Source organism: Hoeflea sp. 108 (genome assembly GCF_000372965.1).
Lineage (GTDB): Bacteria > Pseudomonadota > Alphaproteobacteria > Rhizobiales > Rhizobiaceae > Aminobacter.
In genome coordinates, this window is record NZ_KB890024.1 from 4,118,304 (window position 1) to 4,140,872 (window position 22,569).

General features: G+C 65.0%; 24 protein-coding genes and 1 pseudogene. 22 read left to right on the forward strand and 3 right to left on the reverse strand.

Annotated features, from left to right (window positions below):
* The 3 genes and pseudogenes from B015_RS33630 to B015_RS0120380 form a co-directional block, all read right to left on the reverse strand.
* Nucleotides 1-462: pseudogene (locus B015_RS33630) on the reverse strand (hypothetical protein); the annotation flags it as partial.
* Complete coding sequence (locus B015_RS0120375; RefSeq protein WP_012092606.1) at nucleotides 459-2,267, reverse strand: hypothetical protein; 1,809 nt, start codon at nucleotides 2,265-2,267, stop codon at nucleotides 459-461. The pseudogene B015_RS33630 and the gene B015_RS0120375, both read right to left, overlap by 4 nt.
* Complete coding sequence (locus B015_RS0120380; protein WP_012092607.1) at nucleotides 2,267-3,706, reverse strand: tyrosine-type recombinase/integrase; 1,440 nt, start codon at nucleotides 3,704-3,706, stop codon at nucleotides 2,267-2,269. The genes B015_RS0120375 and B015_RS0120380 overlap by 1 nt, the downstream gene beginning before the upstream one ends.
* 378 nt (nucleotides 3,707-4,084) lie before the next feature.
* Between B015_RS0120380 and B015_RS0120385 the strand changes: the two genes are divergently transcribed.
* The 22 genes from B015_RS0120385 (at nucleotide 4,085) to trbJ (ending at nucleotide 22,565) form a co-directional block, all read left to right on the forward strand.
* Nucleotides 4,085-4,525, forward strand: coding sequence for a hypothetical protein (locus B015_RS0120385; protein ID WP_026227535.1), 441 nt, complete (start codon nucleotides 4,085-4,087; stop codon nucleotides 4,523-4,525).
* A gap of 575 nt (nucleotides 4,526-5,100) precedes the next feature.
* Nucleotides 5,101-5,430: a DUF736 domain-containing protein gene (locus B015_RS0120390; RefSeq protein WP_018429585.1), complete on the forward strand. Its 330-nt coding sequence runs from the start codon at nucleotides 5,101-5,103 to the stop codon at nucleotides 5,428-5,430.
* Nucleotides 5,431-5,619: 189 nt separating this feature from the next.
* Nucleotides 5,620-5,862, forward strand: coding sequence for a helix-turn-helix transcriptional regulator (locus B015_RS0120395; protein ID WP_026227536.1), 243 nt, complete (start codon nucleotides 5,620-5,622; stop codon nucleotides 5,860-5,862).
* 126 nt (nucleotides 5,863-5,988) lie between these two features.
* Nucleotides 5,989-6,252 carry a DUF2285 domain-containing protein gene (locus B015_RS0120400; RefSeq protein WP_108609713.1) on the forward strand — a complete coding sequence of 88 codons (264 nt, stop codon included), beginning with the start codon at nucleotides 5,989-5,991 and terminating at the stop codon, nucleotides 6,250-6,252.
* A 384-nt stretch (nucleotides 6,253-6,636) separates the two neighbouring features.
* Nucleotides 6,637-7,131, forward strand: a complete 495-nt coding sequence (locus B015_RS0120405; protein ID WP_018429588.1) for a DUF2285 domain-containing protein — start codon at nucleotides 6,637-6,639, stop codon at nucleotides 7,129-7,131.
* A 138-nt stretch (nucleotides 7,132-7,269) separates the two neighbouring features.
* Nucleotides 7,270-7,551 carry a helix-turn-helix domain-containing protein gene (locus B015_RS0120410; RefSeq protein ID WP_018429589.1) on the forward strand — a complete coding sequence of 94 codons (282 nt, stop codon included), beginning with the start codon at nucleotides 7,270-7,272 and terminating at the stop codon, nucleotides 7,549-7,551.
* 11 nt (nucleotides 7,552-7,562) lie between these two features.
* Nucleotides 7,563-8,450 (forward strand): replication initiator protein A, encoded by an 888-nt coding sequence (locus B015_RS0120415; protein WP_018429590.1) that lies wholly within the window; start codon nucleotides 7,563-7,565, stop codon nucleotides 8,448-8,450.
* Between the two features lie 208 nt (nucleotides 8,451-8,658).
* Nucleotides 8,659-9,297, forward strand: a complete 639-nt coding sequence (parA, locus tag B015_RS0120420) for a ParA family partition ATPase (RefSeq protein WP_018429591.1) — start codon at nucleotides 8,659-8,661, stop codon at nucleotides 9,295-9,297.
* Nucleotides 9,294-9,548 (forward strand): hypothetical protein, encoded by a 255-nt coding sequence (locus tag B015_RS0120425; RefSeq protein ID WP_018429592.1) that lies wholly within the window; start codon nucleotides 9,294-9,296, stop codon nucleotides 9,546-9,548. Before parA ends, B015_RS0120425 begins: the two co-directional genes overlap by 4 nt.
* A complete protein-coding gene (locus B015_RS0120430; protein ID WP_018429593.1) occupies nucleotides 9,545-10,063 on the forward strand; it encodes a DUF2840 domain-containing protein in 519 nt (172 codons plus the stop codon). Before B015_RS0120425 ends, B015_RS0120430 begins: the two co-directional genes overlap by 4 nt.
* Nucleotides 10,060-10,605 (forward strand): S26 family signal peptidase, encoded by a 546-nt coding sequence (locus B015_RS0120435; protein ID WP_018429594.1) that lies wholly within the window; start codon nucleotides 10,060-10,062, stop codon nucleotides 10,603-10,605. Before B015_RS0120430 ends, B015_RS0120435 begins: the two co-directional genes overlap by 4 nt.
* 45 nt (nucleotides 10,606-10,650) lie before the next feature.
* Complete coding sequence (locus B015_RS0120440) at nucleotides 10,651-10,998, forward strand: DUF736 domain-containing protein (RefSeq protein WP_018429595.1); 348 nt, start codon at nucleotides 10,651-10,653, stop codon at nucleotides 10,996-10,998.
* A 3-nt stretch (nucleotides 10,999-11,001) separates the two neighbouring features.
* A complete protein-coding gene (locus tag B015_RS0120445) occupies nucleotides 11,002-11,763 on the forward strand; it encodes a lytic transglycosylase domain-containing protein (protein ID WP_018429596.1) in 762 nt (253 codons plus the stop codon).
* A 244-nt stretch (nucleotides 11,764-12,007) separates the two neighbouring features.
* A complete protein-coding gene (locus B015_RS0120450; RefSeq protein ID WP_018429597.1) occupies nucleotides 12,008-13,747 on the forward strand; it encodes a VirD2 family relaxase/mobilization nuclease in 1,740 nt (579 codons plus the stop codon).
* Between the two features lie 89 nt (nucleotides 13,748-13,836).
* Complete coding sequence (locus tag B015_RS0120455) at nucleotides 13,837-14,991, forward strand: epoxide hydrolase family protein (protein ID WP_018429598.1); 1,155 nt, start codon at nucleotides 13,837-13,839, stop codon at nucleotides 14,989-14,991.
* A gap of 146 nt (nucleotides 14,992-15,137) precedes the next feature.
* A complete protein-coding gene (locus tag B015_RS0120460) occupies nucleotides 15,138-17,123 on the forward strand; it encodes a conjugal transfer protein TraG (protein ID WP_018429599.1) in 1,986 nt (661 codons plus the stop codon).
* An 8-nt stretch (nucleotides 17,124-17,131) separates the two neighbouring features.
* Nucleotides 17,132-17,566, forward strand: coding sequence for a hypothetical protein (locus tag B015_RS0120465; protein WP_018429600.1), 435 nt, complete (start codon nucleotides 17,132-17,134; stop codon nucleotides 17,564-17,566).
* 169 nt (nucleotides 17,567-17,735) lie between these two features.
* Entirely contained in the window at nucleotides 17,736-18,719 is a 984-nt protein-coding gene (gene trbB / locus B015_RS0120470) for a P-type conjugative transfer ATPase TrbB (protein ID WP_026227537.1), read from the forward strand.
* Nucleotides 18,716-19,048: a TrbC/VirB2 family protein gene (locus tag B015_RS0120475; protein ID WP_018429602.1), complete on the forward strand. Its 333-nt coding sequence runs from the start codon at nucleotides 18,716-18,718 to the stop codon at nucleotides 19,046-19,048. Before trbB ends, B015_RS0120475 begins: the two co-directional genes overlap by 4 nt.
* On the forward strand, nucleotides 19,048-19,329 hold the full coding sequence (locus B015_RS0120480) for a VirB3 family type IV secretion system protein (RefSeq protein ID WP_018429603.1): 282 nt from the start codon (nucleotides 19,048-19,050) through the stop codon (nucleotides 19,327-19,329). The genes B015_RS0120475 and B015_RS0120480 overlap by 1 nt, the downstream gene beginning before the upstream one ends.
* Nucleotides 19,330-19,341: 12 nt before the next feature.
* Nucleotides 19,342-21,798 carry a conjugal transfer protein TrbE gene (trbE, locus tag B015_RS0120485; RefSeq protein WP_018429604.1) on the forward strand — a complete coding sequence of 819 codons (2,457 nt, stop codon included), beginning with the start codon at nucleotides 19,342-19,344 and terminating at the stop codon, nucleotides 21,796-21,798.
* A complete protein-coding gene (gene trbJ / locus B015_RS0120490; RefSeq protein WP_018429605.1) occupies nucleotides 21,795-22,565 on the forward strand; it encodes a P-type conjugative transfer protein TrbJ in 771 nt (256 codons plus the stop codon). The genes trbE and trbJ overlap by 4 nt, the downstream gene beginning before the upstream one ends.
* Nucleotides 22,566-22,569: the final 4 nt, after the last annotated feature.

Sequence of the window (22,569 nt, forward strand, 5' to 3'; positions counted from 1 at the left end):
CCTGAGGCACACACCCACGCGCCCCGGCGTGATCGGCCGCGCCCGGTGATGGGTCGCGTATGCATCGATCAAATCCTGATCGACGTTTGCCAGATCGAGCTTGCCGATCCGCGAGCGCACGAAGTCCAGGAACCGGCGCAGCGTCGCAAGCGCAGTATGGCCGGAGACTGGCCGCAACCGCGGCTCACCGTCGGCGCGCCGTTCATTCATCCAGGCATAGATGTATTCCTTCGCAAGCAACCGCTCTGCCGCGCAGGGGATCACGCCGAAGTCGACCGTTCGAAAGGCCTTTCTGGCCATGTTGAACATCGCCGGCGCCATATCCCAGACATCATCGCCGAACCGCGAGAGCGCCGCTCGGTCGGTACCATCCCTGAGAGGCATCGAAGCCAAAACGATGTCGTCATCGACCCTGAGGCGTGAGACGGCACGCTCATCGTTCAAAGGAGAGGTAGTGGTCATGAGCCGTAAGCCTCCGGCGGAAGATAGAGCAACCGCGCCGAGGATTCTGCCGCCTCAACCCGTGCGCCTCCGACGACGGAGGACGGGAACATCGGCAGAATTTGCTCCGTGATCCTGCGGTATGGCCGATCGAATTTCTCGTTCCAGTCGCCAGAAGGCAACGCCTCCCGCAGCTCGTCCATGAACGCCTGGAACGCGATCAGCGCCGGTAGTTTCCGTGCGGTAATGACCGCGTTGGAGCATTCCAGGCACCCCCAGAACGGCGTCGGACAGGCTTCGCCTTCCCGACCGAAAGGGCTGACGCGGAAGTTGCTGCACGCCGCCAGCCAAAGATCCTGCTCTCCGTCCAGGAGCGGGCCGATCTTTTCCGACGGCACCGGCAGCCCGGTCGCGTCGGCTGAGGTTCGCAGCCGGGCTTCATCCGCGGGCACAACGATCCAAGGTCGCAGAGCCGGCGCCATCGCGTCGGTCAGTGCCTCGACTATCGTCTGCTCATGCAGATGCCGAAGGGCGGGGATGTCGGCATAATGGTTGGCCGCCACCGCTACCGTGTGGCCGACGGCAAAGTTCTCCAACTGCCCTCCGGTCCGCTTATACCAGTCAGCCTTCTGGGTCTTGCGCAGCCTGGAGAGATTGAGCGCCAGCGATTTTCCGGCGTCATCGACGATTCCGTACTTCTCGACAAACGCGGCCACGCAGGTCCCCAGCTTTTTCGGCGACGACAGGCGCCCCGGCTTCCAGGTGATCCAGAGCTTGCTCGATCCAGTGTGCTGCCGAGCCTTTTCCGTCAGCTTGATCGCCAGCCGCAGGACGGCTCCGGGCGTCTCCCGTCCGCCATCGCGGACACGCAAGCGCTTCCACTGGGCATGATGCGCGCGCCGCTTTCGATACTCGATCTCGACATAACCCCGGTTGGGATTGCGCAAGCAGTCAGCCTCAAGCCCACGCAGCGCTTCGATCTCCATGCCGGTCGTCAAGGACAGCCAGACGAGGAAGCCGACGACATCGTACCGGGTCAGATGGAAGCCGGCATGCAGTTCCTCGACCGGAGGCGGCTCGAGCCCGCATCTATGAGCGTGGTAGCGCAGATTGTCGAACAGCGCGCCTTCCCCGGCGACTACTCCCGCCGTCACAATCTGTTCGACCACTAGGTCATAGCGACGGCGCAATTCTGGATCACGGCCTACATCCAGAAGTGGGGGAGGCAGAGCCTCGCCCGTCGCTATCCGGTCGCGAGCCTCGATGATCTGGCGCATCGCTGCCTGCAGCAACGTCGAGGCAATCCTCCCACTGTAGGCATCGCGCGGCTTTGAGACGCCGTGCTCGCCGTGACCGATGTATTTCAGGCGCAACAGTGTTTCGGGCGGAAGCCTTTCAGGATTGAGCTCGGCGGCGACGCGCAGCACCCCGATCAGAGCACCGAGCACATTGCGCTGATTGGGTCGCTCGCCGCCGTTCTGCTCCAGCCAGTCCTCATAGGCATTGATTACCGCCGGAGTTAAGTCGTCGAGACGACGAGGTTTTACCGACGCCCCTTCCAGGAACAGCCAGAACCGCCGCAGACGGCGGATAAAGGTGCCTGCGGTTTTCCAGAGTGGTGCCGGCCCCATCCGGTGGAGATACTCCTGCAGGAATGGCGCAACCTCATGGGTCAGCGCCGTCAGCGGCCAGGAAGACAGATTGACGTCGATCCTCCCGGCATCTTCCGTCCGAAGGACGAAGACGAGCGGATTTTGCGGATTTTCCTCTTGAGTGTCGAACAATTCGATTCCAACTGGGAAGGTGGCACGACGACCGCGTTTCATCACAGGGGTCCACCAGCATTAACGCGCAGTTCCCAGGCCTCGACCGCAGCGTCGATCATTTCCTGGCTTTCTTCCATGCAATCCAGGTAGATGTGAGTGCTTTCGATGCGGCTATGGCCCAGCAAACGCTGCAACTTCAGAAGAGGATCGCCAATCAAGCGGCGGTACGCCGCGCCGATATGGGATCGGCGTTCGTCGAGTACCCATCCGATCTGTTCACGCACGAGCAGCGACAGCATATGAACCGCAAAGGTGTGGCGCATCATGTGCGGAGTGACGTCGAGGTCGATCCCGAACCGCCTGCACCGTACGCTTGCCCTCCGGAAGACCACCTCCCAAGCGGCCGGGGGCATGGGCCGCGCCCCTTCCGCCAGCCAAAGACACAATGGTTCGGATGTTTCCGCCCATACCAAGCGGCTGCGTTCGCGCGGCGCCAGCACGTCGACACTGGCTCGAACTGTGTCCTTTTCCAGAAGGAGCCTTCCCCGATCGTGGCTGACGACACGGATCGGATGTTCGATTGACCTATTGCGCGGTTGCGAAAGGCGCATGAGGACATTGGTCCGTTCCAACGCCGCGTATTCATGCAGACGCTTCAGCACGCGCTCGGGCAAGCGGATCTCGCGCCCCTTGCTACCCTTGGCAATGGCCGGCGCCAGTCGGAAAGATCGGCTCCTCAATGCACCGACCGGCTCCGTCCTCGGGAACTCGATCCAGAGCAGACTTGCCGCTTCCTGGAGCCGCAGGCCCGTCGTGACGAGCAATTCGGCGAACAACGCATTGCGCTCGCTGTTGCGGCCCTGCCAGGTGGGATCCTCGCTCCCGTCTGGAAGACGACCACGCAAGCCGATCTCGCGAAACAGGAGATACCGATCCAGGGAAAGGAACCGGATATCGCGTGTCCGTGCGCCGCGCTCGGTGGCAACATTGGCAGCGACCGCTATGGCCCCGCCGCCGTTCGTCCGTCGCCATGATTGCCGATAGGTGAAAGGCGATTTGGCGATCATTCCCTCTTCAAGAGCCCATCGGTAAAGCTTGTCGAGCGCTGCTACCGACCGGTTCCAGCTCGCGGCCGAGATGCGCGCCGGAGGAAGCGCCAGACGTCGCGCCGCATGGAAGGCTGCGACATCGTGCCGATCAGCCGCCCAGAGGGCTCTGTTGTCTCGGCGCTCGGCAAGAAAGCGCATCCAGATCAGGATATCCCAACCATAGGCGCGCAAGCTGTTGGGCGAACGAACCCCCAACGTGGGGCAAGCTCGAAAGAACCGGTTCAGGTCGTGATCGTAGCTGTCGTCATCGCCAAGAATGAACGGCATGCCGTCCACGAGGTTCAGCTTCTCGGCGGCTGCGACTTCATCCACCGACAGCCTGTGGACGACGCCATCAACCGTAACAGACTGCCGCAGCGTCGAAAGATCCGTGAAGAAGAGCTGGGGCATCCTGTTCTCCTCGGCCGCGATTTTCCCGCCGGGACGGGCTCGAGCCCGTCCCGGCGGGAAAATCGCATCGCCTCACCTCAAGCGAAGGGGAATGTCGTCAACGTTGATCGTGTGCTGCGAACGTCACAGCGGTAAGACAGAACACAGAGTCAGGATAAGGGCGTCATGCCCGCCGGCGAATATGACGGCGATTTCGCCGCCATCGTTCACGAGGTCGATCCCTTCGCCCGCTGACCACGGGCAAGGCGTCACGGCGGCAAGCGGAGATCCCATGGGATTTCCGCTCCCGTCCTGCCTTCTCTTCGGCTATACTGGCAACGCGCCGTGGTGGTGGTGGAGGCGCGACCGTCAGACCTTTATCTCACGGAGAACACCACCATGGTTTTCATCGGCATCCTCTCCAGCATCGCGGCGATCGGCGCTCTGTGCTGGCTGCTGTTCACGCTGGCCGTCTTCGCGCTGCCGTTCTTTGCTGGCGTCAGCGCCGGCACATGGGCCTATAGCACTGGCGCCGGCTGGCTCGGCGCGATCCTCGTCGGCCTCGTCGCCGCCGCGTTGACGCTCGGCCTCGGCCAGTTCCTGCTCGCCTTCATTCGTCCGCTCTGGATACGGCTCGCGATCGCATTTGCCTTCGTCGCGCCTGCGGCGCTCGCCGGCTACCACGCGACGCATGGCATCGTGAAACACACCATGCCCTCCGACACCTGGCAGACCATCTTCTCCGTCATCGGGGCAATCGCCGTTGGCGCCACGGCGCTGATCCGCGTGACAGCGATGGCCGCGCCCGGGCCAACCGGGCAGAACGTCGCGCGCGCCTGACATCGTTGCCGGCGGCGGCAGGACGGCGGGTTGATGTCTTACGTGTCGCGCTCCCCGTCGGCAGGGTCGTTTGTAATCGCGTTGATCGGATCGCCGGCGAGCCCAACTGACGCGCCATGCCCCCGGTGACAGTGTTGCGGGCTATGCCGTGACAGCGCACCGACGGTGCGAGTGCCGGGAGGAGGCGATCCCGTGTGCGACGGGCTGGAGTCGGCGGCACGTAGCGTCTGGCGGAGCTGGTTTGAACCGCGGTGTCCGGCGTGGTCACGGTCTTATCGGTCCGGGACGGTCGCCACGTTCTCCTGTGATGCGTCTCTGTCAGGTCGACCGCTCCAAACGGCCTCTTCAATGGGCTGATCTGGCCGAAGGTCGGCTGCGCCTCGATCGCCTATGCCGCAACAGCGGCGTCGAAACTTTCTTCCCCTGCCGGCTGCGCCGTCATTCCTCGCGAGCCAAGAAAGCCCCTCCTTTGCTGTCAGGCCCCTGCGGGGTGCGCCGTCAATCGCCTCCGGCCTGTCGATCGCCATCGAGGCCGCAATGGTGCGGGCTCGGAACAGAGTTCAAGGAGAACTACCATGGCGACCATCGGCACCTTCAAGAAGACCGGCAACAACGAGTACACCGGCGAAATCGTCACCCTCAGCCTGCAGACCAAGAACGTCCGCATCGTCTCCGAGGCCCGCGCTACCGGAGAGAACGCCCCCAGCCACCGCGTCTTCGTCGGCCGCGCCGAGATCGGCGCCGCCTGGTCCAAGACCTCCAACGAGGGGCGCGCCTATCTGGGCCTGAAGCTCGACGATCCCAGCTTCAATGCCCCGATCTACGCCAACCTCTTCGACGACGAGGAAGGCGAAGGCTTCAGCCTCATCTGGTCCCGCCCTAGCGGCCGCCGCAACGGCGAGTAAGGCCAGCGCGACGCCCCGCCCGGACAATCCGGGCGGGGCCAAACGCCTGACGGTGGAGCGAATCACCTCTGGTTCTGGACACCGGAATCGCGCCCGCTAAAGCCAGAACCGCTGGTCTTTCCTAGCAAAAACGACTATTATAGCCGTAGTTCTGGCGTACGCGTAGGTCCGAGTGGGAGGTGATCATGCATGATCACCGCCCGACAATCACGGGCCGCACGCGCGTTGCTCGGCTGGACACAGGAGACGCTCGCTGACAAGGCCCGGGTATCACTGACCGCGTTGAAGCGCCTTGAATCCGACAGCGGGCTCGAGGTGTATGAATCAACACGCGATCAGGTCCGTCGAGCCTTTGAAGGCGGTGGCATCGTCCTGCTCAACTCCGGCCAAAGCGTGGGAGTGATGCTGGTTGGTGACAAGGACAACCCTTGACGACTTTTTCGGGCGAACCCGCCCGACCATCCTGATTTTGCGTCAAACCGCGGCTGTGTGGCGCGGGATATCATTACGGTTAACAAACCGCTCCAAATTGGATACGAATGACTCGTGGGGCTCATCGTGACCAACGCAGAATATCTGGACGAACCGCCGCTCGGCGCGGCGCTCACCGCCTATGACCAGGCGCATCTGAAGCTGTACCTGAGGCTGCTCGACGCCGAGGCGGACGGCGCGACCTGGGAGGAAGTCGTGGAGCTTCTCTTCGGCCTCGATCCCGCAGCGGACCCCAACCGCGCAGCGAAAATTCATGCCGCTCACCTCGCTCGCGCGAAATGGATGACCGAGAACGGCTTTTGCGAGCTTCTCGGCCCCCGCCTCCATTGAGGTGATGCAGAACCTGCATCACGTTGATCCGACTTCGTTCTTCCCACGCCACGCTCAACTTGGGATCGTGACCGCTGCTTGACTCGCGTTGCGTCATAATTTCGCGGAGGCGGTGGAGGATGTCCGAAGATGAAAGTTGGCGGTCTGAGACCGCCTACAACTATATCGACAATCTAACTCCGGGTGACCTTGCCTGGGAATTCCTGCGCCGAAACCCCGACTACCGGAAAGCCTATCAGGAGCTTGTGTCCAGCGGCCGACTCTCACTCGAAACGGCCGAAGAATTTGCGAACCTGTGGGGGTTGCGATTTCGGCGCCGACCCTCTCATCGCGGCTCATGCCCAGCAGATTTTTTGGACCCCTCAAGTCGATCCGTCGGCAATAATGTTCGCCGCAGGTCCGCGCCCTGAAGGGTTTTCCATCACTGCCGACGAGTTACGCCTCCGTACCATATTCCAGCACGACCCTGCTCATCTCAGGCTCGATATCCGCGGCGAGCAGTATGACGTCACGCTCGCGGACCCGCAGGACGAGAACCCGCTCGCGGCGATGGTCATGTTCGATGACCTCACACCGGATCGACAGACCGCGCTGACCCGGTTCTGGAGCGCGATCAAAGGCAAGCGCGTCCCGAACGACCCTCGAATGACGCCGCAGCGCCGCGAGCGCGCGCGCCAAATGCTGCGTGCGGTCGATGGACGTCGTGCCGGCGCGACATATCGATCGATCGGGGAGGTTCTGTTCCCCGGTCATAGAATCGACGCCGCCTCCTGGGCCGGGGACGCGCTGCGCGAAATCACGATCCGGCTGGCGCGCGACGGCGTGAAACTCGTTGAAGGCGGCTACCGCTCCCTCCTGCGCCGACCCCGCCGATCATAGCCCGCCATCGACCGCCTGCGGCGTGTCGAAACTAGATTCCTATCTCCGACATCGTCCGACCCACCGCCTTCACGCCACCGTGCTCTCGAACCGCCGCCTGACGGCAGCGGCCCCCGATGAGACCACGGAGGCTCGACAATGGCCGATACGACCGCCGGCATCCCGCCACGCTACCTGCGCACGCAGGAGGCCGCTCGCTTCCTCGGACTGTCCGAGCGCACACTGGAGAAGCACCGCACCTACGGCACCGGCCCGTCTTACAGGAAGCTCGGCGGCCGAGTCGTCTACGCCATAGAGGATCTCCAGACGTGGGCCGATCGCGGCCTCGTCAGTTCGACCTCTGATCCGCGCGGCACGGTGCTCCCCGCCAAGCGGCAGGAGCCGTCGGATCGCCGCTTCGCCGGCCGCCAGCCGCGCTGAGACGACACGCCATGTCGTCCCGTCACACACAGCACGACGAGCGTGCGCAGCTCGATCTGTTCCGGGCGCTGCCCGGCGATCTCGCGCCGCGCGACGCGCAGGACCTCATGGCCTATCCGTTCTTCTCGCTTGCCAAGTCGAAGCGCCTGACGCCGATCGACTTCAAGGCGGGTTCGGTGAAAATCCGTGTCGAAGCCGTGCCCGAGCATGGCATGGCGACGATCTGGGACGCTGATGTTCTGATCTGGGCGGCCTCGCAAATCGTCGAGGCCCGTGACGTCGGCCTGCGCCCGTCACGCCTGATGGCGACCACGCCTTACGAGATTCTGAACTTCATTGGACGCGGTGTCTCGCTGCGCGATTACGACCGGCTGAAGGCCGCGCTCGACCGCCTCCAGTCCACCACCATAGCGACCTCAATCCGCCAGCCGACCGAGCGGCGGATGCACCGCTTCTCCTGGATCAACGAATGGAAGGAGCGAGCCGATCACCGCGGCCGCCCGCTCGGGCTCGAACTGATCGTGCCGGACTGGTTCTACGCCGCTGTCCTCGATGACGCGCTCGTCCTGACGATCGACCGCAACTATTTCCGTCTGACCGGCGGGCTGGAGCGCTGGCTTTACCGCCTCGTGCGCAAGCACGGCGGCAAGCAGGAGCACGGTTGGAGCTTCGATTTCCCGCATCTGCACGCGAAGTCCGGCAGTCTCTCACCGCTCAAGCATTTCGCCTACGACCTGCGCGACATCGTCCGCCGCCAGCCGCTGCCGGGCTATCGCCTGACCATCGAGCAGTGCCTCGGCGGCCCCGAAATCCTGTCCTTCGTACCCACCGATCCTGACGCGCTCGGCATCCCGCGCCGCCACCGCCGCTCGACAACTCGACCTGGGGATAAGCTGTGAATCATCTCGTGCTATCAGGGACCGGCGCTATCGTGCCATCGGGGACCGGACTCTCGTGCTATCGGGGACCGGAATCGTCGATTCCTCGCGCTGAATCAGCAGCTTGCGAGCCCCGTAACTTATCTAACCTAGATTCCTACGGAATCTTTCTAACGCAAACGCGTTTTGCGACCGCTGTGGACGAGTCCCCGATCGCCGGGAGACCGTCATGATCGTCGCGTTCCTCAACCAGAAGGGCGGCGTCGGAAAGACGACGCTCGCCCTCCATCTCGCCGGTGAATGGGCTCGGCATGGGCAGCGCGTCACGCTGATCGACGCCGATCCGCAAGGCTCGGCGCTCGACTGGTCGCAGCAGCGCGGCCGGGAGGGATTGAAGCGGCTGTTCGGTGTTGTCGGCCTGGCGCGCGACACGCTCCACCGCGAAGCGCCGGAGCTGGCCCGCGACGTCGATCATGTCGTCATCGACGGACCGCCGCGTGTCGCCGGTCTGATGCGTTCGGCACTGCTCGCCGCCGATCTTGTACTGATCCCGGTGCAGCCGTCACCGCTCGACGGCTGGGCGTCGGCCGAGATGCTGACGCTGCTCAGCGAAGCGCGGATCTATCGACCGGACCTCAAGGCGCGGTTCGTGCTGAACCGCTGCGCGGCCCGCACGATCCTCGCCCGCGAAACCGCCGAGACGCTCGCGGAACACGATCCCCCGCCGCTCCTCACCACGATCGGTCAGCGCATCGCTTTCGCCGATGTCGTGCAGACTGGACGGCTCGCGGCCGAGCAGGACGAGACATCGCCCGCCGCCCGCGAGATCACCGCGCTCGCCGCCGAAGTCACGAGGATCGGGGCATGAGCGAGCGGTCCCCGAAACGCAGCTTCGCGTCCCGCCCGGCCGATCCTGAAAGCTGGATCAAGGCGCCAGACCATCCATCGCGCCGCGTGGAGGCCGCCGCCGACTTCACCGCCAGGCTGACGATCGACGTCACCGCCGACATGCGCGGCCGGATCAAGATTGCCGCCTTCCAGCGCGGACAGACGGTCGCCGAGATGCTGCGCGCGCTGTTCGAGCGCGAGTTCCCCACCAGCGAAGGAGAGCCGCGATGATCGGTGTCGCCGACCCGTCGCTGCGCAGCGGCTTGCCGCCAGCGCCAGCGGCCGATGCTCTGACCCATGTCGAGTTGACATGGGTCGAGAAGAAGATCGAATTCTGGATCAGGTTCGGCCGCGAGATCGCCGAACAGATCCTCGACCGCCGCCGACGCGTCGTGTCGTTCGCACCGGACAGTGTTTTCGCCTTCGTTCGCTGGACCTCCAACGACTACGGCACCGCACTTTCTCGGCTCGACATCGTGCGCGCCGTCGGTGCGGGCGAGCGCTGCCAGACCCTGCCATTCGTGCGCCCCGGCGGCGACATCCTGTTGCGCGCCGATGGCTGGCCGAAGGTCGAGCGCGTGCTCCAGCTCATCGATGCGATCGAGGCGCGGGGCATCGAAGCGATCGACGTTTCGCCCGATCACTGGCGACACGTTCACAACCGTCTGACGGCCGGTGAAACACCGCGCGCCTACGACGCGCAGCAGCATCGCGCCTTCCTCTTGCGCCGGAGGATCATGCCATGAGCCGCTTTGGATACGTCATGACGACGTACTTCGCGGTGACGCTGATGGGCGTCCTGTCGATCGTCTCCTTCGCGCCAAAGCTGATCTGGAATGCCTCCGCGAGCACGCCGATCGGCCTCTATGCGATCAGCGCCAGCGACGGATTGGAAGCGACCGACCTCGTCGCCGTAGCGGCGCCGGAGCCGATCGCCACGTTCCTTGCCGATGGCGGATATCTGCCGCGCGGCGTGCCGCTGCTGAAGCGGGTCGCGGGTCTGCCCGGTCAACGGGTGTGCCGATCGGGCCACACGATCACCGTCGATGGCCAGGCCATCGGCGGTGCGCTCGACCGCGACCGGCGGGGCCGCGAACTGCCGATCTGGCAGGGATGCCGCGTCATCGCCGACGACGAACTGTTCCTGATGAACTGGCAGGTCCGCGACAGCCTCGACGGCCGTTACTTCGGCCCGCTCCCCGCCAGCTCGGTCATCGGCCGGGCCACCCCCCTCTACACCGACGAGGACGGCGATGACCGCTTCGTCTGGCGCGCGCCGACGCGGTGACGGCACGCCCATGACCCCATCCACCGCACAGCCAAGGAGAAACCAATGTCCCTCATCGGCCAATTCACGCGCGAGAATGACGGCTTCATCGGCCACCTGATGACGCTGTCATTGCACCAGGACATCATCATCGTTCCGGCCGAACCGTCCGATGCCGAGAACGCACCCGACTTCCGCGTCCATGTTCTCGACAGCATGAACAACGAAACCGGCGCCGAGATTGGCGCGGGCTGGAAGCGCACCGGCGAGAAGGCCGGCGACTACGTCTCGCTGCAGATCGACGATCCGACCTTCGGTCATCCGATCCGCGCCAACCTCTTCCAGTCGGCCGACGACAAGTCCGCCTGGGGCTTGCACTGGAACCGTCCGCCCAAGCGCGCCGAGCGGGACTGAACGATGTCGGTCCCGCTCCCCAAAGCTGTCGCCGGGCGGTCGAAAACCGCCCGGCGCACAGCCGCCCTTCTCCTTTCCGGCCTTCTGCTATCCGCGCCGCTCTGCGCCACCGCGAATGCGCAGACCGTGTCGGCCGAGCGCCCCTCTCGCGTCGATCCCTACGCCGCGTTCATCGCCGAGGCCGCGCAACGGTTCGGCATTCCCGAGCACTGGATACGCGCCGTCATGCGCGTCGAAAGCGCTGGCGATGTGCGAGCGATCTCTTCGGCCGGCGCGATGGGATTGATGCAGATCATGCCCGCCACATGGGCCGATCTGCGCGTCCGTCACCGGCTCGGCGCGAATCCTTACGATCCACGCGACAACATTCTGGCAGGCGCCGCCTACCTGCGCGAGATGCACGACCGCTACGGTTCGCCGGGCTTTCTCGCGGCCTATAATGCTGGTCCCGGCCGCTATGAAGAGTATCTTGCTGGCCGTCCGTTGCCCGCTGAAACCCGCGCCTATGTCGCCGCGCTCGCGCCCATTATCAGCGGTACAGATGCCCTTGCTCCCGTCACGGTCACGGCGGCCGATCCCAACGCCTGGACACGCGCGCCGCTGTTCATCGTGCAGTCCGAGCGCGCCGCGACCGCTGCTCCGACACCCGCCGATCGCGCCTCGAACGAGGCTCCGGCTGTAACTCCGGTGCGCGAAGCCACACCCATCGCTCCGCAATCCGGGGGCCTGTTTGTCGCCCGAAACGGCGATGGGGGCCCGCGATGACGGTGTTCGCAGCATTTCGTGGAATAGCGTGCTCTGGCGGAAGGATGGCGGTCCGAGGAGGGAGAGCAGGCAACACAACCGCACGATGGCGAGATAAAAGCGCGCGAGGTGCGGCTTGGTGCGGTCGTGTGTTTTCAGAGACTTATGGCGCGTCTTCGCGAGGTGCGCCTGATCGGCGCAGCCTGCGCATTCGCCGTTTCGCCAAGAATTTCCGCGCGTTTGCGCGATGTGCGGGGCCGCAGCCATGAGCGGCGAGGACGATTTCCGCATCCGGCCAGGCCGCATCCGCTCGACCCGGGCTCAGCAGGCGCGGCCCTTCATCGCCCAGGCGTTGGCGGCCGCCCAGCGCGCCGGCGGCAGCGTCTCGCGGTCCGGCAAGATCAGCTCGGGCAACCGCTCGCGTTTCGGTCGCGGCCAGCGAGCGACCGTCCAGGCCAACCGGCTGCTCACCAGCCGATCGCGCAACGTCGTCATCAAGACGCGTGTCGTCCGTCATACCGCTCGGGCCGCGCCGCTCAGCGCGCACCTCAACTACCTGCGGCGCGAGGGTGTCACCCGGGATGGAGAGAAGGCACGGCTCTTCGGTCCCGAGACCGAGGACGCCGATCCCAAGGCCTTCGCCGAGCGGACCCAGGATGACCGGCATCATTTCCGGTTCATCGTCTCGCCCGAGGACGCGACGGAGATGTCCGACCTCAAGACCTATGCCCGCGACCTGATGGGGCAGATGGAGAAAGACCTCGGCACGAAGCTCGACTGGGTCGGTGTCGACCACTGGAACACGGATAATCCGCACGTCCACATCATCCTGCGGGGACACACCGATGACGGCCAGGACCTCGTCATCTCGCGCGACTACATCAAGGAAGGCATGCGCGCCCGCGCGCAGGATCTCGTCACCCAAGAGCTGGGGCCGCGCACCGATCACGAGATACGCCGCAATCTCGAACGCCAGATCGAGTCGGAACGCTGGACCAATCTCGACCGCCAACTTTCGCGCGACGCCTATCGCACCGGCGTCGTCGATCTCGCCCCGCATCCCGATCGCCAGCCCGACGAGTTCCACGCGATGAAGGTCGGCCGGCTGCGGAAGCTGGAGACACTCGGCCTTGCGGATCAGATCGGCCCCGGCCAATGGGTCGTATCGGAGAATGCCGAAGCGACGCTGCGCGAACTGGGCGAGCGTGGCGACATCATCAAACGCATTCATCGCGGCCTGACGGAACGCGGTATCGAGCGCGGCGCCGCCAGCTATGTGCTCGCCGGCGAGAGCCTCAACGATCCTGTCGTCGGCCGGCTGGTCGATCGTGGTCTCGACGATGAGCTGAAGGGCACGGCCTATGCCGTGGTCGATGGCACGGACGGACGAACCCATCACATCAAGTTGCCCGACCTCGACGCGGCCGGCGATAGCGCGCCGGGCTCGATCGTCGAGCTGCGCAAATTCGACGACGCGCAGGGACGCAGACGGGTCGCGCTCGCCGTCCGCTCCGATCTCGACATCGAACGGCAGGTCCATGCGACCGGGGCCACCTGGCTCGACCGGCAAGCGATCGCCCGCGATCCCGTTCCGCTCGGCGGCGGCGGCTTCGGCGCCGAGGTTCGCCAGGCGATGGACCGCCGTGCCGAGCACCTCGTCGGCCAAGGCCTCGCCGAGCGCCAGACGCGCGGCGTCAGCTTCTCCCCCGGGCTGATCGACACACTTCGGCAGCGCGAGGTCGACGCCCTCGGCGAGAAGCTCGCGGCCGAGACCGGCCGGCAATTCTCGAAGGCCGCAACGGGTGAGTATGTGGCGGGCACCTACCGCCAGCGCTTCGCGCTCGCGTCGGGCCGCTTCGCCATGATCGACGACGGCCTCGGCTTCCAACTCGTGCCCTGGTCGCTATCCCTCGAACGTCAGATCGGTCAGCACGTCTCCGGCGTGTCGCGCGGCGCGGGCGGCGTCGACTGGAGCTTCGGCCGCAACCGCGGCCTCGGCCTTTGAACGACGCTCACTCTTACCGATTGCGGCGCACAGCTGTCCGCAGCCCTCGGTTCATAGTAACGGTGACGCCAAAACCTTGAGGTGGAACCATGGACATCCAAGCATACAAAATACACGTCGAAGAAAGTATGATTGCGGACCTCAAGCAACGCCTCCGTCACATTCGCTGGCCCCGGTCGCTCGATGACGTGAGCTGGGACGATGGCAGCAGCCTAGCCTTCATGCGGCGTCTTATGGGTTACTGGCAGGAGCAGTTCGATTGGAGGACGCAGGAGGCTCGGCTTAACCAACTCCCGCAGTTCTTGGCGAGCATCGATGACCTCTCGATCCACTTCGTTCATCAACGAGGGGTTGGGCCGGCGCCGTTCCCGCTGATCCTGACCCATGGATGGCCGGGATCTTTTGTCGAGATGGAGAGGATCATCCCGCTCTTGGCCGACCCCGGTGCGCACGGTGCCGATCCGGCTGATGCGTTTGATGTCGTGGTCCCATCACTGCCCGGTTATGGCTTTTCGCAGGCGCCGGATCGATCAGGCTTCGGATCATCACGCATCGCCGAACTGTGGTTCGCCCTTATGAGTGGTTTAGGATATGGTCGCTTTGGCGCCCAGGGCGGCGATGTCGGTGCGGGCGTTTCAACTTGGTTGGCGCATCGTTTTCCACAGTCAGTCGTCGGCTTTCATCTCAACTATATTTCTGGGGGCTATCGGCCGCCGCTCGGTGAAGGGCTTCCACCTGTCACTGCTGAAGAACAATCGTTCCTCGACACTGCGGCCGCATGGGCCGCCGCAGAAGGTGCGTACGCCCACATGCATGGTACGAAACCGCAAACACTGGCCTATGCCCTGAATGACTCACCTGCCGGTCTCGCAGGATGGATCGTCGAGAAATTCCGTGGGTGGAGCGACTGCGACGGGGACGTCGAGCAGGTCTTCAGTCTTGACGCGCTGCTTACCGACATCTCGCTCTATTGGTTCAGCGGTACGGTCGACGCCTCGATTCGGGTCTACAAGGAGAATAGCCTCCAGCCGCTTCACTTCAGGCCGAGTGAACGCGTCCAACCACCTCTCGGCGTGGCTCTGTTTCCACGCGAGTTGCCGATGCCGCCGCGGTCTTGGGTGGAGCGTTGCCATAACGTCGTCCGCTGGACAGAAATGCCGAAGGGTGGTCACTTCGCGGCAATGGAGCAGCCGCAGTTGTTGGCTGAGGACATCCGTGCTTTCTTCAGACCTTTGAGGCAATAACACTCGCTCAAGAAGCTGAGACGCCCACCTAGCTAGGCATCCGAATTGTACGATACAGGCGCCGATATTGCGATCTCTGCTAATGCTGGCTTGATTTCTGCCCAAGTATCTCCTGATCCTCCGCGTATTTTCTTGGAAGGAGGGTCATGTCGGCGACCAAAATCCTCTGGGGCCAGATCCTCACCGTCTTCCTGATCGTACTGATGACGACCTGGGCGGCGACGCAATGGACGGCCTATCGGCTCGGCTTCCAACCGCAGCTCGGACTTCCGTGGTTCGACCTGGGGGGCTGGCCGATCTACTATCCGCCGGCCTTCTTCTGGTGGTGGTACTTCTATGATGCCTATGCGCCGCCGATCTTCATCGAGGGGGCCTACATCGCGGCGTCCGGCGGCTTTATCTCCATCGCCGTCGCGATCGGCATGTCAGTCTGGCGCGCGCGAGAAGCCAAGAATGCCGAGACCTTCGGCTCCGCCCGATGGGCCGCTGCTCGCGAAGTGAGTGCCGCCGGCCTCCTGGGCGCGGATGGAGTCATCCTGGGCAAGTTCGAGCGCGACTATCTCCGCCACGATGGCCCCGAGCATGTGCTGTGCTTCGCGCCAACGCGATCGGGCAAAGGTGTCGGCCTGGTCGTGCCCTCGCTGCTGACCTGGCCGGGCTCCGCCATCGTCCACGATATCAAGGGTGAGAACTGGACCCTGACGGCGGGCTTCCGATCCCGGCACGGCCGCGTGCTGCTGTTCGATCCGACCAACGCGAAGTCCGCCGCCTACAATCCGTTGCTTGAGGTCCGTCGCGGTGAATGGGAGGTCCGCGACGTTCAGAACATCGCCGACATCCTGGTCGACCCGGAAGGCTCGCTGGAGAAGAGGAACCACTGGGAGAAGACCAGCCACGCACTGCTAGTCGGCGCCATCCTGCACGTCCTATACGCCGAGGCCGACAAGACCCTGGCTGGCGTTGCCGCATTCCTCTCCGACCCGAAGCGGCCAATCGACTCGACGCTCGCCGCCATGATGAGGACGGCCCATCTCGGCGAGGCCGGCCCCCATCCGGTGATCGCCAGTGCGGCCCGCGAATTGCTGAACAAATCCGACAACGAGCGATCGGGCGTGCTGTCGACCGCTATGTCGTTCCTCGGCCTCTATCGCGATCCCGTCGTCGCCGAGGTCACACGCCGCTGCGACTGGCGCATCACCGACATAGTCGGCGGCAAACATTCGACGACGCTCTATCTCGTCGTGCCGCCGTCGGACATCAACCGCACCAAACCGCTGATCCGTCTGATCCTCAATCAGATCGGCCGGCGGCTCACGGAGGATCTGAACGCGAAGGGCAACCGCCACCGGCTTCTCCTGATGCTCGACGAATTCCCGGCCCTCGGCCGCCTCGACTTTTTCGAGAGCGCGCTCGCCTTCATGGCGGGATACGGCCTCAAAGCCTTCCTCATCGCCCAGTCGCTGAACCAGATCGAGAAGGCCTACGGGCCGAACAACTCGATCCTCGACAACTGCCATGTCCGCGTCAGCTTCGCGACCAATGACGAGCGGACCGCCAAGCGTGTCTCCGACGCGCTCGGCACCGCGACCGAGATGCGCGCGATGAAGAACTATGCCGGTCATCGCCTGTCGCCCTGGCTCGGTCACATGATGGTCTCGCGCTCGGAGACAGCCCGGCAGCTGATGACGCCCGGCGAGATCATGCAGCTTCCGCCATCCGACGAAATCGTCATGGTGGCGGGCACCCCGCCGATCCGCGCGAAGAAGGCGCGATATTATGAGGATCGCCGGTTTCAGGAGCGCATCCTGCCGCCGCCGAATCTCGTCAAGCCGACCACTGCACGACCGGACGACTGGAGCACGCTGCCTCTTCCGGCGACGCCGGTGATAGCAGCGGCCACTAGCGGCGACGGATCGGAGGACGAGGATACGACCGACTCCGAGCGCCGGCACCAGCCGGAGCTGAGCCGCTCAAAACCCGTCGAGCCCAAGCAACCCATCGAGAACGAGTTCGAGATCGATCCCCGCAACGACGCCGATGAGGACGCCGCACGTCTCTCGCGCATGAATCAGACCATGCGCCAGGTCGCACGCCAGGCGTCGCTCGATCCCGGCGACGGCATCGAGCTTTAGGAGGTACCATGGCAAAGCCTCCCAAAAAGCAGCGGCTATCGGTGTATCTCGAACCGGACGTCATGAAGGCGCTCGCCGCGCATGCCACCCGGCGTGATCAATCCCTATCGCTGATTGCGGAAGCGGGCATCGCCTCCTTCCTGTCGCCGGACGCTACCGAACGGCAGGAGGCGGCGACGACGAAGCGGCTCGACCAGATCGACCGGCGAATGGCGCGGATGGAGCGCGATCTCGGAATCAGCGTCGAAACGCTGGCCGTGTTCATCCGCTTCTGGCTGACGACAAACCCGCCGCTGCCGGAGCCCGCACAGGCTGCGGCACGCTCGAAAGCAGGCGAGCGCTACGAGGCGTTCGTCACCGCCCTCGGCCGGCGACTCGCTCACGGGCCGAAGCTTCGCCAGGAGATTTCGGAAGACATCGCGCCCGCGCGCGACGCGGATTAATCACGACCGCGCCTACCACAAGTATTCCGGCGTTCCGCCGTTTCCCTGTATTTGTACGCCACAGTACGACGACCACAGCACGGTTGTTGTCAGGCCCTAATTTCTGCCTCTTCTACTCATCCCCGATCCAGGGCCGCATGTCGCGGTCCCGCAAGAGAACGGGGACGACGTGGCGGCAACTCACCAGAAATCGGAAGCGCTCCTTCGCGGTGCCCGCATGCTGCGCACGGCCCTCGGGCCGGCGATCGCCCGCTTTCTGGAAGATCCCGCGATCGTCGAGGTGATGCTCAATCCCGATGGGCGGCTCTGGGTCGACCGGCTTTCCGAAGGGCTTTCCGATACGGGTGAGCTGCTGTCGCCTCCAGACGGCGAGCGGATCATCCGTCTCGTCGCCCATCATGTCGGCGCCGAGGTTCATCCCGGAGCCCCGCGTGTGTCGGCCGAGCTTCCCGAGACGGGGGAAAGATTCGAGGGGCTGCTGCCCCCCGTGGTGTCAGCGCCAGCCTTCGCAATCCGCAAGCCCGCTGTCGCCGTGTTCACTCTCGACGATTATGTCGCCGCCGGCATCATGGCCGCAGGTCAGGCCGAGACGCTGCGCCAAGCCGTCGCCGACCGCCGTAACATCCTCGTTGCCGGCGGCACATCCACCGGCAAGACGACCCTCACCAACGCGCTGCTGGCCGAAGTCGCGAAGACCTCCGACCGCGTCGTGCTCATCGAGGACACGCGCGAACTGCAATGCGCCGCGCCCAATCTTGTCGCCATGCGGACGAAGGATGGCATCGCCTCACTTTCCGATCTCGTCCGCTCTTCGCTTCGCCTCCGCCCAGACCGCATCCCGATCGGCGAGGTGCGCGGGGCCGAGGCGCTCGATCTGCTGAAAGCCTGGGGCACCGGCCACCCCGGTGGAGTCGGCACCATCCACGCCGGCACCGCTATCGGCGCGCTTCGTCGCATGGAGCAGCTCATTCAGGAAGCCGTCGTCACCGTCCCGCGCGCGCTGATTGCGGAGACGATTGATCTCATCGCCGTGCTGTCCGGCCGTGGCGCATCGCGCCACCTCGCCGAACTCGCCCGCATCGAGGGGCTCGGCCCCGGCGGCGACTACCGCGTCACCCCCGCAACCCAGCCCCTTACAGGAGACCCGTCATGATTAAGCACGCCCTGCGCATCCGCCGGCATATCGCTACGGCGGTGTCCGTCGCCTTCGTCTCGCTGGCGATGGCGCCCGCCGCGCACGCGTCCGGTTCCTCCATGCCCTGGGAAGCACCGCTGCAATCCATCCTCGAGTCGATCGAGGGGCCTGTCGCCAAGATCATCGCGGTGATGATCATCATCATCACCGGCCTGACGCTCGCCTTCGGCGACACTTCCGGCGGTGCCCGCAAGCTGATCCAGATCGTCTTCGGCCTGTCGATCGCCTTCGCCGCGTCCAGCTTCTTCCTGTCGTTCTTCTCGTTCGGCGGCGGGGCGCTCGTCTGATGGCCAACGGCGCGGATCATCATGGCGAGCTGGCAGGCTTCTCAGTCCCGGTCCATCGGGCGCTGACCGAGCACATCCTGCTCGGCGGCGCGCCGCGCTCGCTCGCCATCCTCAACGGCACGCTGGCGGCAGCGCTCGGCCTCGGCCTGCGCCTCTGGCTGGTCGGTCTCGGCCTCTGGGCTCTCGGCCACTTCGCGGCCGTCTGGGCAGCCAAGCGCGATCCGCAGTTCGTCGATGTCGTGCGCAAGCATCTGCGCATCCCCGGCCACCTGTCGGTTTGAGGAGGAACGCCGATGATGAACCTTGCCGAATATCGCAACCGCAATACCCGTCTCGCCGACTTCCTGCCTTGGGTCGCTCTGATCGGCGAAGGCATCGTCTTGAACAAGGACGGCAGCTTGCAGCGGACCGCAAGATTTCGCGGACCCGACCTCGACAGTGCCGTTCCGGCCGAGCTAGTCGCGGTCGCCGGGCGCCTCAACAACGCCTTCCGTCGCCTGGGCTCCGGCTGGGCCATCTTCGTCGAGGCGCAGCGCCATGGTGCCGCGACCTATCCGGCCAGCGTGTTCGCCGACAGCGCGTCGGCCTTGGTTGACGCCGAGCGGAAAGCCGACTTCGAGGAAGCCGGCGCGCACTTCGAATCGAGCTACTTCCTCACCTTCCTCTACCTTCCCCCGGCCGAAGACGCGGCGCGCGCAGAGACCTGGCTCTATGAGGGTCGCGATCACGCTGGCGTCGATGCGCACGAGATCCTGCGCGGCTTCGCAGACCGCACCGATCGCATCCTTCAGCTCATCGACGCCTTCATGCCGGAATGCGCCTGGCTCGATGACGGCGAGACGCTGACCTATCTGCATTCGACCGTCTCGACCAAGCGGCACCGCGTCCGCGTGCCCGAGACGCCGATGTATCTCGATGCGCTGCTGGCCGATCAGCCCCTGACCGGCGGGCTCGAACCCCGGCTCGGCGACGCACATGTCCGCATCCTCACCATTGTCGGCTTCCCGACCGCGACCACGCCCGGCATCCTCGATGAGCTGAACCGGCTGGCCTTTCCCTATCGCTGGTCAACACGCGCCGTCCTGCTCGACAAGACCGACGCCACCAAGCTGCTGACGAAGATCAGGCGTCAGTGGTTCGCCAAGCGCAAGTCGATCGCCGCCATCCTCAAGGAGGTGATGACCAACGAGGCCTCTGCGCTGGTCGATACCGATGCGGCCAACAAGGCCGCCGACGCCGACATGGCGTTGCAGGAGCTGGGCGCCGACTATGCGGGCCAAGCCTATGTGACGGCGACTATCACCGTCTGGGACGAGGACCCGCGCATCGCAGCTGAAAAGCTGCGGATGGTCGAGAAGGTCATCCAGGGCCGCGACTTCACCGCCATGCCCGAGACGATCAACGCGGTCGACGCCTGGCTCGGCTCGCTGCCCGGCCATGTCTACGCCAATGTCCGGCAGCCGCCGATCAACACCTTGAATCTCGCCCACATGATCCCGCTGTCGGCGGTGTGGGCGGGACCGGAACGGGACGAGCACTTCGATGCACCCCCACTGCTTTACGGCAGAACCGAAGGCTCGACCCCGTTCCGGCTTTCCATCCATGTCGGCGATGTCGGCCACACCCTGATCGTCGGGCCAACGGGCGCCGGCAAGTCGGTGCTGCTGGCGCTGATGGCGCTGCAGTTCCGGCGCTATCCGCAGTCGCAGGTTTTCGCCTTCGACTTTGGCGGATCGATCCGCGCCGCCGCGCTCGCCATGCGCGGAGACTGGCACGATCTTGGCGGCGGCCTCACCGAAGGCTCAGACGACAGCGTGTCTCTTCAGCCGCTCGGGCGCATCGACGATGTCGCCGAGCGCGCCTGGGCCTCCGACTGGCTGATCGCGATCCTGGGGCGCGAGAGCGTGGCCGTCACGCCCGAGGTGAAGGAGCATCTTTGGTCGGCGCTCTCCTCGCTGGCGTCGGCGCCCGTCGCCGAGCGCACGCTGACGGGATTGTCCGTCCTGCTGCAATCCAACGATATCAAGCAGGCGCTCCGACCCTATTGCGTCGGCGGTCCCTATGGCCGTCTGCTCGACGCCGAGGCCGAGCATCTGGGCGAAGCCAATGTGCAGGTTTTTGAGACTGAAGGGCTGATCGGCACCGGGGCTGCCGCCGCCGTGCTCGCCTATCTCTTCCACCGCATCGAGGACCGCCTCGACGGTCGCCCGACGCTGCTGATCGTCGATGAAGGCTGGCTTGCCCTGGATGACGAGGGCTTCGCCGGTCAGCTCCGCGAATGGCTGAAGACGCTGCGCAAGAAGAACGCCAGCGTCATCTTCGCCACGCAGTCGCTCTCGGACATCGACGGCTCGGCGATAGCGCCGGCCATCATCGAAAGCTGCCAGACCCGCATCCTGCTGCCGAACGAGCGCGCCATCGAGCCGCAGATCACTGCCATCTACCGCCGGTTCGGATTGAACGATCGCCAGATCGAGATCCTCGCGCGGGCGATGCCGAAGCGCGACTATTACTGCCAATCGCGCCGCGGCAATCGGCTGTTCGAGTTGGGCCTGTCGGACGTGGCGCTGGCGCTCTGCGCCGCGTCCTCAAAGCAGCACCAGGCGCTGATCGCCGAGGTGCATGCCCGCAGCGGCACGGATGGTTTCCTTGCCGAATGGCTTGCCGAGAACCGACTCGGCTGGGCGGCGGACCTCATCGCCGACCTCACCAACGTCATCCCCCAAGCCGAACCGGAGACACGCCCATGACCCGTTCTGTTCAATCTCGCTCGCTTGCGCTGCGTCTCACCGCAGCGCTGCTTGCCGCGCCAATCGCGCTCTCGCCGATCCTCAGCACCCCCGCCGCTGCGCAATGGATCGTCTACGATCCGACCAACTATGCGCAGAACGTCCTGACGGCAGCGCGCACCCTCCAGCAGGTCAATCAGCAGATCACCCAGCTTCAGAATGAAGCCACCATGCTGATCAACCAGGCCCGCAACCTCGCCAGCCTGCCATACTCCTCGCTCCAGCAGCTTCAGCAGTCGGTTCAGCGCACCCAGCAGCTCCTGCAACAGGCGCAGGGAATCGCCTACGACGTCCAGCGCATCGACCAGGCGTTCACGTCGACCTACGGCAACGCCTCCATGTCCGCCTCCGACCAGGCGCTGGTGGCGCAGGCGCGGGAGCGCTGGCAGAACACGGTCGGCGGCCTGCAGGACGCCATGCGCGTCCAGGCCGGCGTGGTCGGCAACATCGACACCAACCGCGCCGAGATGTCGTCACTGGTCGGCCAGAGCCAGGGCGCAACGGGAGCGCTGCAGGCGACGCAGGCCGGCAACCAGCTTCTCGCCCTGCAAGCGCAGCAGCTTGCCGATCTCACCGCTGTCGTCGCCGCCAACGGCCGGGCGCAAAGCCTGTCAGAGGCCGAGCGATCTGCTGCGGCCGAACAGGGTCGCGAACAGCGCCGACGGTTCCTGACGCCGGGCACCGGCTATCAGCCCGGCAACGCCCGCATGTTCCCGAACGGCAACTGAGGGC